Below are 17,858 nucleotides of genomic sequence, written 5' to 3' on the forward strand. Positions count from 1 at the left end.
ACCGAAACAAATTTATTTACACTTGCGACAGGGCTTTTTTTCGATGAAGTAAGGCCTCTTTTACATACTCTCCGTGGTTTTTATGCCAGGTGGTTATTTCGGCCGGATCGACAAATTTTATTTCGAGGCTTTCTATGGATGTTTCGATATTGCCGCTAACGTATTTGCATAAATAAAGCACTACAACTGAACTATGGGGCTGCTGAAATTGACCGGCGGGGACAGCGAAGAATTTAATGATCTCAACCGGTTCAACAATTAGCCGGGCCTCTTCCCAAAACTCACGTTTCATGGCTGTTTCCGGGTCTTCGCCAATATCAACCCAGCCGCCGGGCAAACCCCACAAAAGGTCGTCGCTGCGGTGCTCAACCAGCAGGCGGCCATTGTCATCAAACAAGATACCGTTAACTCCTACTTTGGGTGTGGCATATCCCAGATCGTTACGAAAGCGTTCTTTTAAAACTTCGGTTTCCAGGCCGGTAAATTCGCTGTACTCCTGTGTGGCTATATCCAACAGTTTTTGATAGCGCTCCATATCGAAAGGGCTTTTGGTATACCTGATACCGGTTTGTGCCAGGGCATAAATGTTTTCAAGCAGGTCGATATAATTCTTTTTCATATGGTGCCTGCAATATAGCTAACAGCTGATATAACCGGGGTAAAGAAATTATAAAATCATTGTTTAAAGATGTTTTGCGTATGGAGGGAATTTGTTACTTTTAAATACTCTGGGATTTTCTTGTGCCTGCTTCCTGCTGATTAGGTTCAGGATATACGAGTTCGAATCTCGTTCTGGGCACACTTTATAGTTTCACGGCAATCTATAACTCTTGAGAGTTCGAGTCTCTCTTCGGAAATGAGTACTTTATTATCTGTCGCATTCAACCTATCATTGGTCGCATATACACCGCAGGCATTATTGCCTTATTGCTGAGATTTGTATCATAATAAAAAACAAATTTTAAACATCAACCACTTTGGGAGGTAAATCTTATGAGAAAGATAATCGTTTTAACATTCATGACATTAGATGGCGTAATGCAGGCACCCGGCGGACCGGAAGAAGATCAATCAGGCAGTTTTAAATATGGCGGCTGGTCGGCACCTTTTATGGATGAAGTTTCGGGTAAGATGATGCAGAAGCAGATGGAAGCGACAGATATTCTGTTAGGCCGGAAAACGTTCGACATTTTTGAAGAGTATTGGCCTAAGCATGCGGATTATTGGCCTGGTATCAATGAGGTAACAAAATACGTGTTATCCAATACAAAGGATAAATCCGATTGGAACAACAGCGTGTTCCTTACAAGCATAGAAGATATTAAAAAACTGAAAGATTCAGAAGGTTCGGACATCAAAGTCTGGGGCAGCGGCGAACTGGTTAAGTTGTTACTGAAACATGACCTGGTGGACGAGCTTTGGCTTAAAATATACCCGGTACTGCTTGGCAAAGGAAAAACCATATTCAGTGAGGACACCGTGCCTACTACTTTGGAGGTAACAGAAAGCACCGTTACACCAAGCGGAGTGGTCTTTGTTAATTACAAACGCGCCGGGGAGGTTAAGACCGGTAATATGGGAGCTTAAAAAAGCTTGGAGGGAATTACTCATTCCCCAAAAAGGATCCGCGTCATCTCTGTATAGTTGTTCAGGAAATGTTTGGTAACCATGTAATGCTCCGTTTCTTCGTAACGTACCTGTTTAATACCCGAATCATCCAGTTGGTAAATGGTTGCACCCGGGTAGGCTAATAAAATGGGGGAGTGGGTGGCTATAATGAACTGTGAGTTTTCATTCACAAGCGTATTGATGAGCGAGAGTGCCGCCATTTGCCTGTTTGGCGATAAGGCGGCCTCCGGCTCATCAAATATGTAAAGCCCGTTGCCGGTAAGCCTGTTGGTTAGCGTAGCCATGAACGATTCGCCGTGTGAGCATTCATGAAGCGACTTTACTCCATATTGCCGTGCAAACGTGCCTTTGTCGTTTTCATAAACATTTTCCATATAGGTGGCTACGTTATAAAAGCTTTCGGCCCGGAGAAAGAAATAATCGGTTGGCTTTTTGTAGCTTTTTATACCGGTTAAATAATTGAAAAGTTGCGACGAATTATTATGCGTTTGAAACTGCGCGTTTTTTGAGCCTCCCTCGATACTGAAACCCATATGCAAAGCGATGGCCTCTACCAGCGTTGATTTCCCCGAACCATTTTCGCCAATGATAAAAGTAACATCGCGATGGAACTTTAATGACGACAAGTTCCTGATAGCCGGGATGTGAAACGGATAAGCATCAAACGATGGCACCATATCTCGTTTCAGTTGGATCTCCTGGAGAAAAGGTTTGGCTTCCATAGTAGGGTAAAGATAGGGAATGGAGGTGAATAAAGATTATAATCGAAATAGCTTAGCCAGTGCACGATATATCACCCATACAACAGGATAACACATCGCAATTGCAAATATTATTAATGATATAGCATAGAGATCATTACTGAATTTATATGTTAAATCAACCTTTGATAATATTACTATTTCGGCTCCCAATATCAATATATACAATGCCATTTTTATAGTAAACTGGTGTATAAAATTGATGGGGTTTTGCGCCTGCTTGAATGTCTCGTTTTGCTCAATTCTTTGTTGTGCTATATTAAAAATGAGCGTTTCGATTTGGTCATTTATGGAAGGCCACATATCGTAATTGTCCAATGCAAAATCTTTATAGATCGATAAAAATTCTAAAATTTCAATACGCAGATAGTCGTAGTGTTCCGGGCGGAATGCTTCCTGCAGCTCATCGCTAAACTGGTATAGCGAACCCATTTTGTCACCGGCCATCGTATCATTTAACGCGATGCGGTCCATTACTTCGCATGCTTTTTGTAACCCGATATTATTGCTATTGAGTTTATGATAAATTAACCCAAGCAATACATTGCCTATAATAGGTGCATTGCTTATACTTATTTTGTCTTTGATAAGCACCTTTGCTTCTGTGATGCTCTTGCTCATTGAAAGCTCAATGAAAAAATAATCCGGAATATCTTCTGTAGTGATGATGATATCATCGGCCCATTTTACAGCTTCGGCTTTTGTAATTAGTTCCCATTGCAGGCCCCAATAAAATACTTCAAGCAAGAGGTTATATGATTGCGACAATATAAGCATTCGTGATTCGGTTTAGTTGTTTGCCTACCCAGTCCCAGCTCCCGCAAGCGCCCTCGCTTGTGGGCATTATTAAGCAAACCGGTGGCTCTCCATGTAGATAACCTAAACGCGGGCCACAAGTGAGGACACTTGCGGCAGCGTTTAGAAATATAATTAAAAATCTGATTTTCAACTTCAAACTCCCAAGTTAAGACTCTTCTCCTAATCCTCCGGCTTTTCCTTAGCATCCGCCATCCGCACTATCCTCGGCTGAAAGCTTGCCAGTACATCAACCAGATCATGCTGGGCGGCCATCACAGCATGGATATCCTTGTACACCATCGGCGCTTCGTCCAAATCGCTTCCCATCAGGGTGATGCGTTTATCTGCGAGGTTAGCGGCAACTGCTTTCGGGTCGACAGTTTTGAAGGCGGCGCTTCGGCTCATTAAACGGCCTGCACCGTGTGAGGCGGAGTTGATAGAAGCCGCATCGCCTTTACCGCGCACTACAAAGCCAGGTGTGCTCATACTGCCGGGAATGATCCCTAATACACCTTCGCCTGCCGGAGTAGCGCCTTTTCGGTGTACCATTACTGCGGTACCATCGGCAAGCTGCTCTTTCCAGGCAAAGTTGTGGTGGTTTTCAATCATCATTACCGGTTTAAGGTTAAGCGCACGGGCAATTTTGTTATGGATTTCGTGATGATTGGCGCTGGCGTAATCGCCGGCCAGGTTCATGGCAATCCAGTATTCCTGCCCTTCGTCGTTATCTAAATTTAACCATGCCAAATGCTTGGCCTCCTGCGGAAGCTTGGTTTTGCTCATAGCAATTTTTGAGTAATGATCGGCAATGCTCCCTCCAAACCCGCGCGAACCTGAGTGCGACAATAAAGCGAGGTAACCACCGGCCGGGATGCCTTCAAGCGCTCCTTCGGCAACGGTAAGTTCGCCCCATTCAACAAAGTGGTTGCCGGTACCCGAGGTACCCAATTGTGAATAGGCTTTATTCTTAAGGTTCCGGATTGTCTTGGTTTCGCTCCATACAGGGCTGTCGAACAACGAGGTATCAAAATGCGTTTTGGTAACCCCGCCAATGCCGAAGTTGGTATGATCAAGCAGAAGCCCTTTAAGAATGTCGGTTTCGGTGTCAACCACACCGGCAGGCAAATCAAAAATACTCAAACACATACGGCAGGCAATATCCACCCCAACCGCAAAGGGGATGATGGTATTGGCAGTTGTAGCCAGCACACCGCCAATAGGCAAGCCGTAACCCTGGTGGGCATCGGGCATTAAAGCACCTGCTACGGCTATGGGTAACTTAATCGCGGTTTTCATCTGCGCAAGCGCACCCACTTCAATATGCTCAAGGCCGTAAACCGGGAAATCGGCAATTTCCTGTTTCAGTGCGAAGTTGGTTCGCGGCTGTTTTAAAAATTTTCCTTCTTTTCGCAGATCAATTACCGCCTCGGCCAGGTTCTTAAACTTGCCGCCTTTTTTAAGGGCATAAGGCATTGGGTCGTCAATAAGGGCTTCCAGGTTGGCCAGGATCTGTTCCTTATCCATTACGCCGTGTTTTAGCAGGCCATTCGCCACACGGCTAAAGTTCTCCAATATTTTTACGTCGTTAATACCTAATGCGGTTAATTCGTTGTTGCTTATTTTTATCTTTTCCATAGCGCTCTTAAACCTCCGCCAATTGGCGGAGGGGTTTCTTGTTTAGCTGCTTTTGTTATTTAACGATACAAAGTAAAATTTCAACTGCGCAATGTATTTGCGCAGTTGAGAATAATTTAATAATATTATAAAAAAGTCATGAACTGGTGTGTCGACTCACCCCGACATCGCTTCGCTTGTTGACCCTCTCTCCGGCTTCGCCGCAAAGGGGGTAGGGAAATTAAAGAATAAATAAATCCGAAATCTAACATCCTAAATCCGAAATCAAAATATGCCTGTAAACCGCAACGCCCTTATCCGCTACCGAACCATTGATAGCTGCCTGCAAAACCGCCGCCGGCAGTGGACACTTGACGACCTGATTGAAGCCTGCTCCGAAGCTTTGTACGAATACCAGGGGATAAACAGCGGGGTAAGCCGCCGCACCGTGCAGGCCGATATGGAGATGATGCGCAGTAATAAGCTGGGGTACGAAGCGCCTATTGTAGTGGTTGATAAAAAGTATTACACCTACTCCGACAAGAATTACAGCATCAATAACATCCCCCTCAATAACCAGGACATGCAGGTGTTGAGCGAGGTAGCCGGTTTGCTGGGCCAGTTTAAAGGCCTGGGGCATTTTGCCGACCTTAACGAAATGGTAACCAAACTGGAAGACAAGATCTACAGCCAGAAAACACACAGTGTGCCAGTGGTTGATTTTGAAAAGAACGATAACCTGAAGGGGTTGGAATGGATTGAGATTATTCGTAAGGCTATTGTAAGCAAGAATACGTTGTGTGTTAGCTATCAGTCATTCAAAGCAAGGGAGGCCAGTACATTTTGCTTCAGCGCTTATTTGTTGAAGGAGTACCGTAACCGATGGTTTGCGCTGGGCGTATCACACGTAAGGAATAAACCACTGCTTACCCTGGCGCTCGACAGGATTCAGACTGTGGAGGTACATATTGACGAGTACATTGAAAACACCCGGATCAATCTCGCTACTTATTATAATGATGTGCTTGGCGTTACCAAATCGCCGGGTCAGCGCGATAATGAAGTCATATTTTGGGTAGATGATAAAAATGCCCCGTATGTTATTACCAAACCATTGCACCACACGCAAAAAATATTAAAAGTTACGGCAGACGGAACAATATTCAGCATTAGGGTGATCATGAACTTCGAGTTGGAGCGTGAATTGCTCGGTTTCGGGCCTAAACTGAAAGTGCTTGGTCCGCGGATCCTGGTTAAACAAATGAAGGATCTGTACCGGAAATCTCTGGAGCATTATGCTGGGGATAGCCCTGTACCGCAGGGTAAGAATTTGAGCAGTTTGTTAAATTCGTGACGTAAAGCATTTATATTAGTGCTAATGATAAGCGAAAAAGAAACTACCAGCTTAAGTAAATTTTTAAGCCTAGTATTACGTCATCAGCCCGAAGCAATAAATATTAAACTTGATGAGCAGGGCTGGGTAGCCGTTGACGAATTGCTGCTAAAAGCGGCTGCACATGGTAAAGCCATAACTCTTGAAATACTGAACCACATAGTTGAAACTAACGCCAAAAAGCGTTTCGCATTTGATGATGCCCGGCAGAAGATCCGCGCCAGCCAGGGGCATTCGGTTGAGGTTGAGCTGGGTTATGAAGCACAAATACCACCGGATGTGCTGTATCATGGCACAGGGAGCCAGTCGATTGAGGCGATTTTGCAAACCGGGCTCGAAAAGCGGAGCCGGCAGCACGTACACCTAAGCAACGACCTGGAAACGGCTGTTAAGGTTGGTCAACGCCATGGTAAACCTGTGGTGTTAACCGTTGCGGCGGGTGAAATGCACCGGCTGGGTCATAAATTCTATCTGTCAGAAAACAAGGTGTGGCTTACCGATTTTGTACCGATAGATTTTATCGGAAAATATTCCTCTTAACCTATCCATGACGACTTAAAAAATGGGTGTCATACTGAGCCCGTCGAAGTATGGCGGACAGGGCCCCTGCACACGAGTCTTCGACAGGCTCAGACTGACAGGCCCTCTTTGTCATCTAACCTTCAGAGTCCATGGATTTAATCACTCAGGATAAATCCCAAATCGAACATCCGAATTCCGAAATTGGAAAATGACATTTTTTTGACTTTTGTACCAAATTAGTCGAAACTTTATTTTAAAAAACGCTTGCAGGTTAAGTAGCAAACCTGTTACATTTAGGAAATTATAAACTGAAATGCCAAAGCACATCCTAATTATTTACGTATTGGTTGCCTGTTGTATCCTGGTTATTATGGTCAACTCATTTGTTAAAAACAGGTTAAACAAAAAAGCTGAAGACCGGCGGATCCTGAAACCCGTTAACCGTTCTTAATTGTTTTTCAAATCCATTAAGAGGGCCGGCCCTGTGATCAAACCGGGGCCGGCTCTGCAAAGCATCGATATCTCCTGATGCTCATATTGTTTATCACCAGTCGTTTTTTTGAAGTTTAAACAAGCCTTTATTAAAATATACGTTGAGGAAAATATTTTTCGCTAAGACGCAAAGATTTTTTTCCCTTTGCGTCTTAGTATGCTTATTTAATCACGGACGTGCTATTCTGCTAAAATCCATCAAAAACAAAGGTTTCGTTTACAAGCGGTTTCCTTGGCAGCATTTCAGGTCGGATACTGGCCTGGTACACAAATGAGGCTACGATGATGGCGGCCTGTTTCAGATCATCTATCATCAGGTGGTCGTAGTCGTCCATATTGCTGTGGTGCGTGCGGGTTTCATAATCAATAGGGTCCTGCACAAACTGGAAACCCGGTATGCCAGCCCAATCAAACGCCAGGTGATCGGTTGACCCGGTATTGGCCATAGTTACCGTTGTGGCACCAAGGTCATTAAAGGGTTTTAGCCACTGTTCAAATATCGGTTTCATTTTTTCGTTGTTTTGCGCAAAGATCCCCCTGATTTTTCCGGTACCATTATCCAGGTTAAAATAGGCTGATACTTTAGCCTGCTCGGGCTTTACAGTAAATTTAACGCCATCCCTGAAATGGCTTTTAACGTACCCGAATGAACCCAGCAAACCCTGCTCTTCCCCGCTCCACAGTGCAATGCGGATGGTGCGTTTAGGTTTAAGCCCAAGCGAATCGAGCAGGCGAACGGCCTCCAGCATTACAATGCAGCCTGCGGCATTGTCGGTTGCACCGGTAGCTGCCTGCCACGAATCAAGATGACCGCCCAGCATCACCAGCTGCGATTTTAGTTTGGGGTCGGTGCCGGGGATTTCGCCCACTACGTTGTAGCCGTTTGTATCTTCGGTAGATGTTTTGTCCGTAAAACTCATGGCCAGTTCAACTTTCTGGCCCGATTGGATCAGCCGTTTGATCTTCTGCCCGTCCTCCGAAGCCATGGTAACCTGCGGTACGGTTTCCGGATCAGTTAATTTATAGCCGTAGCGCCCTTGCACAAAAACGGTTCCGTTAACATTACTGCGGCCCGCGCTAATGAATGCCAGCGCACCAGCGTTTTTCAATATGCGGTCTGCTGTTTTAAAGATCTTCAGATATTTAGTAGTATACATGTCGATCATGGAGCGGGACACCATATAAGTATCCTTCAGGTTGGCTAACGCGGTGTCGGCCAGTCTTTCGGCCGATGGCTCAAAGTCCTTTTTATAATCAGCCGCCTCACCGGTAACCAGTACAAATTTGCCTTTAAACCCGGTAGCGTGGCTATTAAGATAAACAGTATCTATAGCCTGTGCCGATGTAATTATCATAACTTCACCTTGCAGCAAGCCTGTGCTGCCCGGGCTCCATGGATTAGGATAAGCCCTGATCTGGGCATTATAGGGTGCGCGCATCATCATACTGAAATCCTGCACTTCCCATTGTTTGCCAAAAGTGCCCCAGGGCTCGGTAGCGGCATTGGTCATTCCCCATTTTTTCATGGTGGCAACTGCCCAGCTTGCTGCCCGGGCATAACCCGGCGAATTGGTTAACCGCGGACCGGATACATCGGTTAAATAATGCGCTATCTGCGGAATTTGTGAGCTGCTAAGCTCTGCCTTGCGGATGCGACTGAAAGCTGCAGTATCAATAACTTCCTGCTGGGCGTAGCTACCGGTGCTGGCAAACAACAGCGCGCCGAAAATAAAATTGAGTTTTATATATTTCATAATGAGGGTTTTATATTTGAATATAAGGTTTTAGTTTGAAAAATATAAATAAGAGGGGGTAAAACCTGAACTAAGCCGTGCCATTAACACAATAAAACATTGGCAACACCCCAGATGTCATTAAATAACGTAAAAACCGCATCCCGAAAGCGTATAAACACTATGTTACCCGGCTGTTTTTATCGTCAATTTTATCTTCTCTAAATAAAGTCATTTAACCCGAAGGCTATTTGTAGTTTTCTGAATCAGCAAATAGCTTAAATCAATGGTATTTATAGTGTTCGGGTCGCCTGTATATGGCTTTAAACGTTTGTGAACCAACAATCAAATTATATAAACTTAAAACTACAACCTATGTCTTTTTTATCAAAAATGTGGGATAATGTAAAATCCCTGTTCCACAACGCTTCAGACGCTGTACATGAAATCATTACCGTAGCCGACAAAGTTGCTAACGGAATCAAAAACCTTGAAGCAAGCCAGGCCGGCCAGTTTTTGGAAATGACGCTGGAAACCCTGGTGCCGGCATCAGCAGTAATTGTGAACGGCATTAAATTATGGCTGCCCAAAGTGGTTACCGATTTAAACTGGGCTGTACAGGAAGATGGCAAAACAGATGCGCAAAAAATAGCCGACGCGGTGGCTTATTTAGCAAAACTGAAAGGCGTTAACCCGGATGCTTATGCCAGCCAGCTGAACACGTTAAATGCACTGATCCAAAAATGGATGTCGGACCAGCAGGGTGCCGGGCTCAACATTCAGCAGGCGCTTACCATTAGCCAGGTTAACCATAATCCCGATCTGGTTTCGGCTTAATGATATTAAATTGCTGAGGGGCAGCATCCCCGTGGCCGCATCATAAAACAAATGATGTGGCCTTCTTTTTTGCATATATATAAATATGACCTGTTTTTTCTTAAGCTTGTGGTTGGCCCATTTGCAACTGCTTGCCGGTAAGGATATTAGCGTACTTAAAGTGGCAGATAATAAATAAGCCTCTATTTTTTTGAAGTAGCAACTACAACAATACCGCCTATAACTAATAATCCGCCAAGGTAGGGCGGCCAGTTAACAGTTTTTTCCCTGTCGGCCGATACCTGTATAGGGCCGGCATCAATGATCTTTTCTTTTTTGGTGTAAGTAAAACCTGTCCAGATGAGCATGGCCGCACCTACAATAATGAGTACAATCCCTATGGCTTTGTTCATGGTTATATAATTTGGTTATTGATAATAAATAGCGTTTAGTTACTATTTGTTTTGCGCTTGTCGTTCAGATTGGCATATTAAGTTTTTTTGCTTTCAACTTTTCTTTAGATTAGAAGCCTGGATCCGGGGTGAATGGTTTTCCTATAACATCCTGAAAATTAATTACCGTAGATGCAAGATAATCTGATACTGGAAACCATATCGGTTACTAAAAACTTTTTTGGGGATAAGTCTTCGGGGGTTAATAACGTTACCATTTTTATTCCAAAAGCAAAAATAACAGCGATAGTAGGTGAAAGCGGCAGCGGGAAAACCACTTTGCTCAACCTGTTATATGGTACCCTGGAGCCCGACCATGGTGAGGTGTTTTTTAAGGAGGAGCAGGTATTAAGCAGGCAAAAAGGTATTCAGCATGCCCATAAGGTTATGCGGATGGTAGCGCAGCACGATAACGATCTTGATCCGCGAATATCGGTATGGGACACTATATGTGAAGGTTTGCCTGCCGAAGATCAAAGTCAGGCTATCCATCATGTTACTGAAGCCTTGAACCTTTTAAATATCTACACCATTAGAGAAATGCCCTTTGGTAAATTAAGCGGTGGCGAAAAGCAGCGTGTAACCATTGCCAAAGCATTGATTAGCCGCCCGGAAGTTTTACTGCTTGATGAACCCTTTAACCAGGTAGATGCAACCTATCGGGAAGGTTTACAGCACGATATCAGGTATATTGTAAAGGAATGGGGAGTTACCGTAGTATTGGTATCGCATGATCCTGCCGAGATCCTTTCCATGGCCGATGAACTTATTGTACTTAAAGAAGGGGAGATTGTGGAGAACGGCAGTCCTGAGCAGTTATATCATGCGCCTAAATTATTGTACACGGCACAAATACTGGCCAGCTGTACCCGGCTAACATCGGCCCAGGCAAAAGTTTGCAGCATAAAAAGTAAACGCAGCGTGGTGGTGGTTTACGCCGAGCATATTAAAATTAGCAGCCTGGGCAGCAAATGGCTGGTGAAAATGGTATTGTTTAAAGGCTTTTTTGAAGAACTTATTGTTGAAAAAGATGGTTTAACACTGCGGGTAATTAATTACGACAGGCGTAAGTACCCGGTTGGCAGTAAAGTTGGCATCAGTATCAGTAAGTATTTTGAATTTGGAAAATGGGAGAGTTGATTTATACTTTTGTCTCTTTGGGACTTTTTAATAAAAATGCCATTGCGAGGAGGAACGACGAAGCAATCTCGTAGCTACGCAAGCCGGCTATGTATTGACTACGAGATTGCCGCGCTGCGCAATGACATAGTTTTTATTTTTTTCGTTTCAGCGCTTGTGTTCACTTTGCTACTGCCAGTTCTCTATGTTTTGCCTTCCTATACTTCGATAAATTGATCAGCAACACACTGCTCAATATTACAACCAGTCCAATAACCTGGATCAGCGTTACATGTTCGCCTGCAAAAATTACCCCCAATAATACGGCTATCACCGGGTTAACATAGGCATAGGTACCAACCTGGGTAGCCGGTCTCACCTGTAAAAGCCATACATAAGCGCTAAATGCCGCTATCGATCCAAATATAATGAGATAAGCTAGGGCATACCAGCTTTGTACCGGTATGGCATGCCATTGTACGGTTTGTACCTCGTTGTTTAAAAAACTTGCGGGAATAAAAAATATGCCGGCTCCAAGCATTTGCCAGGCCGTATTTACCGATACCGATCCTTTAGTGTTATAATGTTTTGAATATAATGAACCGGAGGCCCAGCCCAGTGTACCAAGTAAAAGCAATATCATTCCTGGTAATTTTGATGGACCTGCCGATGATCCCAATACGTCCGCGATCTGATCCCGAAATAAAAGTATCACACCTATAAAGCCAATGATGAGGCCGACAATGGTGCTTTTGCTTTTAAAGTTGGTGCTCCAGTTGGGTTTATCAAGCAGCACGAACCAAATTGGCGGCGATGTTACCATAATGGCCACCATCGCGCTTGGTAAAGTTTGTTCGGCCCATATTACTGCACCGTTACCTATTACCAACAGCAGGAAACCGCTTACTGCTGCATGTAATATGTTTTGTTTTACAAAAATCTTTTCACCCTTAATTGCACACCACGCCATTAACAGCAAACCCGCTGTGAAGAAGCGCAGCGCGCCCAACAGCAGCGGCGGAAAACCAGCTACTGCAATTTTTATAAAAAAGTAGGTAGAGCCCCATACTATATAAACAGTGGCGAAAGCTATAATAACTAATAAGGGCGAAGTGGATTTTGCAGTAGTAGGTGCCATGGTATATTATTTTTCGGGTATAACCAATTGTTGTTGTTCTTTTTTGGTTTCGAGCACTATGGTGGTGCGGGTGCTCAAAATATTGGGTATTTTACTGAAGTGAGTGCGCATTAAATTCATTAGCGAGGCGGAGTCATAAGTACGCACTTTTATTAAATAGCAATCGTCGCCGGCTATGTGGTGCACTTCCTGTACTTCGGGTATCTTGGCCAGCTCGCCTGATGTAGCATCGCTTCCTGGCCCATCGGCCGCTTTCATAAATATAAAAGCAAGCATTTTTTGCTGCAGGGCCGCCGGATTGATGCGCATTGTATATTGTTGGATCACATTTTTTTGTTCCAGTTTTTTTACGCGCTCAAGAATGCCGGATGGCGCCATGCCAAGCTCACGGGCCAGGTCGGCATTAGAGATCCGGGCGTTTTCCTGCATCAATCGCAAAATATGCAGGTCGGTTTTATCTAAAATAATTTCCGGTTCGTTAATCATACAGTAATATTCGGTATAAATTGAATAAAGTTCAAATATTTTTAATTAAAATGAATTTAATTCAACAAAACTGTCTTTATGATGTTTAAACATCAGTTGCTTAAGTCGCTTCTGCAATCAAATAAATACTGTTTTAGCTGTCTGAAATGACTTTTTGATATGCAATAGATTTTTTTGAAAAAAAATTAAAATGTTTTTAAATCACAATCGTCTTTATCTTTAAAAAGGATAAAGAAATTGACAACAGCGATAATGCCCCAGGACAAAAACAGCCACATCATACAAACAATTGCGTCGTATGGTAAAAGCCTGTTGGGATTTATTCGCCGGAGGGTAAAAAACGATGCCGACGCCGAGGATATACTCCAGGATGTTTGGTACCAGTTTAGCGCTGTTATTAATTCTGAACCGATTGAACAAACCAGCGCCTGGCTATACCGGGTGGCCCGGAACAAAATAACTGATAAGCATAAAAAAAAGACGGAAACCCTGCTTGATGATATGCTGGCCGATGATGAGGATTATGACGATGAGGCACCGGACTTTAAAGCCATACTCCTTACCGAAGCTACCACTCCCGAAACCGAGTATTTGCGCAACCTTTTTTGGGAGCAGTTATTTTTTGCGCTGGATGAATTGCCCGAAGAACAAAAACAGGTATTTGTTTGGCATGAGCTTGAAGATATCCCCTTTGAGGAAATTGCCAAACGTACCGGGCTAAATACCAACACGCTGGTATCAAGGAAACGTTACGCCGTACTACACTTGCGCAAACGGCTTGCCCAGCTTTACACCGAAATTACTGAATATTAAAAATTAAGACATTATATAACATGAAACCATTTTTTTATAAAAGGCGATTTTTCTTCATTCCGCTTGGGGTGATCGCTTGCCTGGCCGTCATCAGCTTTGTGGTAATGCAGCTGTGGAATAATTTATTGCCGGATATTTTACATGTAACAACCATTACTTACTGGCAGGCCGTTGGCATATTTATTTTATGCAAGATTTTGTTTGGTTTTGGGAAAGGCGGCCCTAAAGGCGGAGGAGGTGCGCCCTGGATGCGCGGACGCATGGCTGAACGTTTTAAAAATATGAGCCCTGAAGACAGAGATAAATTCCGCGCTCAGTGGGAAGACCGCATGTGCGGATGGAAAGGCCACGGGCATGGCAGGTTTAGCCGTGACTGGGACGATTTTAAGACTACCACAAACGAAGAAAAGAAGGCTGAGTAAGCGATCAGGAATATCAGCTTTAAGCTTTATGCATTCCGCTTTCAGTTCTAAATAAATTTATATTTATCTACCTCAAATAACATAACAATGGATGTACTGGTATTTGCAACAAGTGTACGGCAGAGACGGCAGGTGAGCCGGGTACAAAATTTATTAACCAAAATACCCGCCATAGCCCAATGGAACTTTGACCTGGAAGACTGCGATAATATTTTACGGGTGGAAGCTAAGGATCTTTCGCCTCGTTATATCGAATCGTTGTTGCAAAACGCCGGCATCTATTGCCAGGAGCTGGATTACTAATACCTGTTTACAATGACGGCCGCGCTTGAACGTAAGGTGAGATCCGATGGGACCATATCTTGTTAAGCATCCCTGTTACAGGATACATTTATGGCCCGGTGGTTCAAATCCCTAACGCTGCTGCGGCGGTAATATGGGTGTTCTTCCCAATAATAGTGCTTTAGGGCTTTTGGCTGTGCAAAGGCTATTGGTTAAAAAGAAATTCAAAAATTTAGTTAAGTGATTGTTTGGCAGCCCGGCTTATTTTTTAGCCGGGCTGTTTATTTCAATCCAGTAGCCATCCGGATCCTGGAAATAAAGTTGCAATACGCCATCTGCCCGGTAGGTAGGTTCTTTACTGTCACCTTTCCAGTTTGAGTAAGGGATATTCATTTGATCGAGTGTTTTTGCAAACTCTTTTACCGACGAAACGGTGAAGCAAAGGTGTACGCCTTTAACCTGTTTTTCGTTGCGTTCAGCCTGTATAACATGTAGTTTCACATTATTGCCAAGGCTATACCATTGGTGTACGGTATCGGCAAAGGGGTTGTCAACTTTTTTAAGGTGTAATACTTTGGTATAAAATTCGGTGCTTTTTTTAAGGTTACCGGTAGTAATGGCAATATGATCAATTACCGGTGAGATATCGGTACCGTTTTGGGCTTTGCAAACCACAGGCAAAAGCACAGTTATTGCCAGCAGCAACGTGGTTAGTTTGGCTGTTTTAAAGATTATTGATAAAGATCTCATTGTTAGGATTTGTAATTTAAATGCCTAAAGATATAGGTTTAGCATTATGGTTAAAGTAATGCACAAATAAATTACACAAGCATTCAATGAAAACTGAATATCAATTTTTCGTCCTCGTGATTAATACAATTGATATTGTGTAAATTCCAGTCATTAATATCAATAAGGCCCGCATCGGTCCTGTAATGACTGTCATCAACAGGGCATTTTACTACATATCCAATATCTTTAATCAGCACAATTATTGGTCTTGCACCGCAAACCTTGCAGCAGTTACAATCAACCGATCCTGGTATATTAACATAGCCCCTCATACTTCATCCGGCGTTTAATTAAGTTTTTAATTGCGATTGGTTATCAGGTCAATCAACTTGTTAAAGTAGTCGTATTTTATCCCAAAAAGTTAAAAAAATACTAATTGAGAATAAAATCCTCCATGAAAATATAATACGTATGAAACTGGGTTTATGTTACTGCCCTTTGCAGATTATTATTTATTTAAGGAGATAATAATAGTTGTTTGTGTTTTGCAGTACCGTTTTATATTAATTTAACGCTGCAAACAGCTATGGAGCAATATGATTATTAATGCTTATAGCCTTTCTGGCCATCGGTTTTCTGTTTGTTTGGATTAATCAGGTTATGGAGCGACGGAGTTCCTGAGTTGTCGCTTGAAATAGTTTTCGACTGATGATTATCCTACTGTAACATTCCTTTTACCGCTTTGTTGCCGCACTCTTATGGCATGATAACTGTTTGGCCATAGTTTATCTATCGAAAACTAATAAATCATTTGCTATGAAAACTACTGTTTCACGCTCAATTTCATTATTAATATTAGCAGCAATGGGCTTTACAAGCTGTTCGACCGAATACCGGGAACGACACAGGCGACGACACGACGAAAGGGTTCGTGTACACGAACGCGTAGTTATACATAATTAAAACAAGTAAATACAGCAAAACAGGCCGTGCTGATGAAGCACGGCCTGTTTTGTTTATGGCGTTTAAAAACCGGGATTGTTTATGGTAAAATCAATCGTTCCAGAGGTGCCGTGAATGAAGGCTACCTTCCAGTTTGTTTTTAATCATAAGGTCGTCTTTATGCAAAATGCAATCGCCCTGATTGATGTCTTCTTCGGCAGTAACTTTGATGATGCTGCCTGATATCTGTTCAACTATACTTGATAAAGTAAAGATCTCTGAGTCGGGTATTTGTACGGTTAATATTGCCATGGGTAGATGATGTTATTTTTAATAATTCAAAAATATGGCAATAAAATTTACCCAATGTTTTATGAAAGTAAAATTTAAATAACCTTTATTTTACAAATGTATCAACAATATTAATTCACAGTTTTAGTTATCAGCACCCAGTCGACAATGGTTTTGGCATCACCGGCTTTTATTTTGTTAACTGTATTTTCTGATAAGCCATGATAGGGTTTGGTAACCTTGTTAACACCACCAGGATAGCCACCACCTAATGCAAAATTAAGGATGATGAATTTTTTGTTATCAAAAGCCCAGCGGCCATATTTTTCAACCATTGCTTTTGTTACTGTATAGGTAATTTTGCCATCAACCTTAAAAACAAGGCTCTCAGGCAACCAGTCTACCGAATATACATGCCACTGGGTAACATCAATGCCTGCGGGGAAAAATACACGTTTTGCAAGCGGCGTATCGCCAAAATAGCCGGGGCCATGTAAAGCATGGCTTACCCAGCTTGAGTCGCCTACGGTTTCCATTACGTCAATTTCGCCGCAATTGGGCCATTTACCGTTTCCAAGCAGCCAAAAGGCTGGCCATAGGCCTGCGCCTGCCGCCATTTTCATTCTGCATGAGGCAGTACCATATGTAAACTCCATTTTAGCTCGGGTATTAATGCGGCCTGAAATGAAATCATATTTACGCTGCTCTTTACTGGTAAAGCCGGGTTTATATAAAGCCTTTAAAACAAGCGCGCCGTTTTCTGCACCTTCGGCTTTACCATCTATCATATAAATGGTAGCCGCCGAATCAACATAGGCCTGCTGCTCGTCATTAACAGTGTTGCCCGTAACTTCAACATTCCACCTGCTCCTGTTGAGGGTTGGTTTATTAAAATCTTCAAAGAAAACAGTATCCGTAGTTTTATTCTGAGCGAATGCCTGTAATGCTAATAAAAGTGGAGCTGATAGCAGCAGATATTTTAGATTCATTTGAAGTGTGAGATAAGGGTTTAAAAGTAGATAAATTGGATGACACGAATTTAGTATTTACCAATTGCGATCATAATTTTACAGTAACGTCCCGGTTTGAAACTTAGAAGATACATTGACAAATAAACAAATTGAGAATCTCTGCTTGCATTGTTATATTTGTGTAATACTCATCTTAAGGTCATGGGTAATACCACAGCAAATTTATATTTCAGGTCAAAACAGGTTTCATTAATAATGTTGGCGGTAACAGCTATCATTTGGTCCAGGTTGCTATTCTTTCTTTTTAATGACCCTGAAGGCCCAAATCTTTTAATAGTTGGAGGTTTGGCACTGGCTGTATTTTTGTTATCCTGGGCAGTATATATATTTATCCCGTCCAAAATGAATGGTTTTAAACGCATTTCTGCAGCAATTTGTATCCAAATACTATT

Annotated in this window: 21 protein-coding genes; 9 read left to right on the forward strand and 12 right to left on the reverse strand. The window is 42.8% G+C overall.

The window, feature by feature from the left end; translation table 11 throughout:
• Nucleotides 1–16 precede the first annotated feature (16 nt).
• Nucleotides 17–619 carry an NUDIX hydrolase N-terminal domain-containing protein gene (locus BLS28_RS19205; protein ID WP_091171274.1) on the reverse strand — a complete coding sequence of 201 codons (603 nt, stop codon included), beginning with the start codon at nucleotides 617–619 and terminating at the stop codon, nucleotides 17–19.
• A gap of 374 nt (nucleotides 620–993) precedes the next feature.
• Between BLS28_RS19205 and BLS28_RS19210 the strand changes: the two genes are divergently transcribed.
• Nucleotides 994–1,587 (forward strand): dihydrofolate reductase family protein, encoded by a 594-nt coding sequence (locus tag BLS28_RS19210; protein WP_091171276.1) that lies wholly within the window; start codon nucleotides 994–996, stop codon nucleotides 1,585–1,587.
• A gap of 20 nt (nucleotides 1,588–1,607) precedes the next feature.
• Here the strand turns inward: BLS28_RS19210 and BLS28_RS19215 are convergent, their stop codons facing one another.
• The 3 genes from BLS28_RS19215 to BLS28_RS19225 all read right to left on the reverse strand — a co-directional run bounded on the left by BLS28_RS19215 (nucleotide 1,608) and on the right by BLS28_RS19225 (nucleotide 4,823).
• A complete protein-coding gene (locus tag BLS28_RS19215) occupies nucleotides 1,608–2,351 on the reverse strand; it encodes an AAA family ATPase (protein ID WP_091171278.1) in 744 nt (247 codons plus the stop codon).
• A gap of 36 nt (nucleotides 2,352–2,387) precedes the next feature.
• Entirely contained in the window at nucleotides 2,388–3,167 is a 780-nt protein-coding gene (locus BLS28_RS19220) for a hypothetical protein (protein ID WP_143020822.1), read from the reverse strand.
• 201 nt (nucleotides 3,168–3,368) lie between these two features.
• On the reverse strand, nucleotides 3,369–4,823 hold the full coding sequence (locus BLS28_RS19225) for an RtcB family protein (RefSeq protein WP_091171283.1): 1,455 nt from the start codon (nucleotides 4,821–4,823) through the stop codon (nucleotides 3,369–3,371).
• Between the two features lie 271 nt (nucleotides 4,824–5,094).
• On the opposite strand from BLS28_RS19225, the gene BLS28_RS19230 reads away from it, so the two are divergent.
• From BLS28_RS19230 to BLS28_RS30960, 3 genes are all read left to right on the forward strand, one after another.
• On the forward strand, nucleotides 5,095–6,156 hold the full coding sequence (locus BLS28_RS19230) for a helix-turn-helix transcriptional regulator (protein ID WP_091171286.1): 1,062 nt from the start codon (nucleotides 5,095–5,097) through the stop codon (nucleotides 6,154–6,156).
• 24 nt (nucleotides 6,157–6,180) lie between these two features.
• A complete protein-coding gene (locus tag BLS28_RS19235; protein ID WP_176844515.1) occupies nucleotides 6,181–6,735 on the forward strand; it encodes an RNA 2'-phosphotransferase in 555 nt (184 codons plus the stop codon).
• A 295-nt stretch (nucleotides 6,736–7,030) separates the two neighbouring features.
• A complete protein-coding gene (locus BLS28_RS30960; RefSeq protein WP_167516184.1) occupies nucleotides 7,031–7,168 on the forward strand; it encodes a hypothetical protein in 138 nt (45 codons plus the stop codon).
• Between the two features lie 229 nt (nucleotides 7,169–7,397).
• Here the strand turns inward: BLS28_RS30960 and BLS28_RS19240 are convergent, their stop codons facing one another.
• A complete protein-coding gene (locus BLS28_RS19240) occupies nucleotides 7,398–8,963 on the reverse strand; it encodes a M20/M25/M40 family metallo-hydrolase (RefSeq protein WP_091171288.1) in 1,566 nt (521 codons plus the stop codon).
• A gap of 354 nt (nucleotides 8,964–9,317) precedes the next feature.
• Here BLS28_RS19240 and BLS28_RS19245 point away from each other — a divergent pair, with 354 nt between their 5' ends.
• The gene (locus tag BLS28_RS19245) at nucleotides 9,318–9,779 is read left to right on the forward strand and encodes a hypothetical protein (RefSeq protein WP_143020823.1); all 462 of its coding nucleotides are present in this window, start codon (nucleotides 9,318–9,320) and stop codon (nucleotides 9,777–9,779) included.
• Nucleotides 9,780–9,961: 182 nt separating this feature from the next.
• On the opposite strand, the gene BLS28_RS19250 is transcribed toward BLS28_RS19245, so the two are convergent.
• Nucleotides 9,962–10,171 (reverse strand): hypothetical protein, encoded by a 210-nt coding sequence (locus BLS28_RS19250; protein WP_090524308.1) that lies wholly within the window; start codon nucleotides 10,169–10,171, stop codon nucleotides 9,962–9,964.
• A 171-nt stretch (nucleotides 10,172–10,342) separates the two neighbouring features.
• Here BLS28_RS19250 and BLS28_RS19255 point away from each other — a divergent pair, with 171 nt between their 5' ends.
• Nucleotides 10,343–11,350 (forward strand): ABC transporter ATP-binding protein, encoded by a 1,008-nt coding sequence (locus BLS28_RS19255; protein WP_091171294.1) that lies wholly within the window; start codon nucleotides 10,343–10,345, stop codon nucleotides 11,348–11,350.
• A gap of 160 nt (nucleotides 11,351–11,510) precedes the next feature.
• Here BLS28_RS19255 and BLS28_RS19260 read toward each other — a convergent pair whose 3' ends face one another.
• Nucleotides 11,511–12,467: an EamA family transporter gene (locus BLS28_RS19260; RefSeq protein ID WP_091171296.1), complete on the reverse strand. Its 957-nt coding sequence runs from the start codon at nucleotides 12,465–12,467 to the stop codon at nucleotides 11,511–11,513.
• A 6-nt stretch (nucleotides 12,468–12,473) separates the two neighbouring features.
• Nucleotides 12,474–12,953, reverse strand: coding sequence for an Lrp/AsnC family transcriptional regulator (locus tag BLS28_RS19265; protein ID WP_091171299.1), 480 nt, complete (start codon nucleotides 12,951–12,953; stop codon nucleotides 12,474–12,476).
• 237 nt (nucleotides 12,954–13,190) lie between these two features.
• Here BLS28_RS19265 and BLS28_RS19270 point away from each other — a divergent pair, with 237 nt between their 5' ends.
• From BLS28_RS19270 to BLS28_RS19280, 3 genes are all read left to right on the forward strand, one after another.
• Nucleotides 13,191–13,766, forward strand: a complete 576-nt coding sequence (locus BLS28_RS19270) for an RNA polymerase sigma factor (protein ID WP_243770747.1) — start codon at nucleotides 13,191–13,193, stop codon at nucleotides 13,764–13,766.
• A 20-nt stretch (nucleotides 13,767–13,786) separates the two neighbouring features.
• Nucleotides 13,787–14,188 (forward strand): hypothetical protein, encoded by a 402-nt coding sequence (locus BLS28_RS19275; protein ID WP_176844516.1) that lies wholly within the window; start codon nucleotides 13,787–13,789, stop codon nucleotides 14,186–14,188.
• Nucleotides 14,189–14,275: 87 nt separating this feature from the next.
• Nucleotides 14,276–14,491, forward strand: coding sequence for a hypothetical protein (locus BLS28_RS19280; protein ID WP_091171302.1), 216 nt, complete (start codon nucleotides 14,276–14,278; stop codon nucleotides 14,489–14,491).
• 240 nt (nucleotides 14,492–14,731) lie between these two features.
• On the opposite strand, the gene BLS28_RS19285 is transcribed toward BLS28_RS19280, so the two are convergent.
• The 4 genes from BLS28_RS19285 to BLS28_RS19305 all read right to left on the reverse strand — a co-directional run bounded on the left by BLS28_RS19285 (nucleotide 14,732) and on the right by BLS28_RS19305 (nucleotide 17,807).
• Nucleotides 14,732–15,220 (reverse strand): VOC family protein, encoded by a 489-nt coding sequence (locus BLS28_RS19285; RefSeq protein ID WP_091171304.1) that lies wholly within the window; start codon nucleotides 15,218–15,220, stop codon nucleotides 14,732–14,734.
• Nucleotides 15,221–16,255: 1,035 nt separating this feature from the next.
• Nucleotides 16,256–16,456: a hypothetical protein gene (locus BLS28_RS19295; protein ID WP_091171309.1), complete on the reverse strand. Its 201-nt coding sequence runs from the start codon at nucleotides 16,454–16,456 to the stop codon at nucleotides 16,256–16,258.
• A 110-nt stretch (nucleotides 16,457–16,566) separates the two neighbouring features.
• Nucleotides 16,567–17,424, reverse strand: a complete 858-nt coding sequence (locus BLS28_RS19300) for a glycoside hydrolase family 16 protein (protein ID WP_091171312.1) — start codon at nucleotides 17,422–17,424, stop codon at nucleotides 16,567–16,569.
• A gap of 170 nt (nucleotides 17,425–17,594) precedes the next feature.
• Nucleotides 17,595–17,807, reverse strand: a complete 213-nt coding sequence (locus BLS28_RS19305; RefSeq protein WP_143020824.1) for a hypothetical protein — start codon at nucleotides 17,805–17,807, stop codon at nucleotides 17,595–17,597.
• Nucleotides 17,808–17,858: the final 51 nt, after the last annotated feature.

Source organism: Mucilaginibacter gossypii, from assembly GCF_900100945.1.
Taxonomy (GTDB): domain Bacteria; phylum Bacteroidota; class Bacteroidia; order Sphingobacteriales; family Sphingobacteriaceae; genus Mucilaginibacter; species Mucilaginibacter gossypii.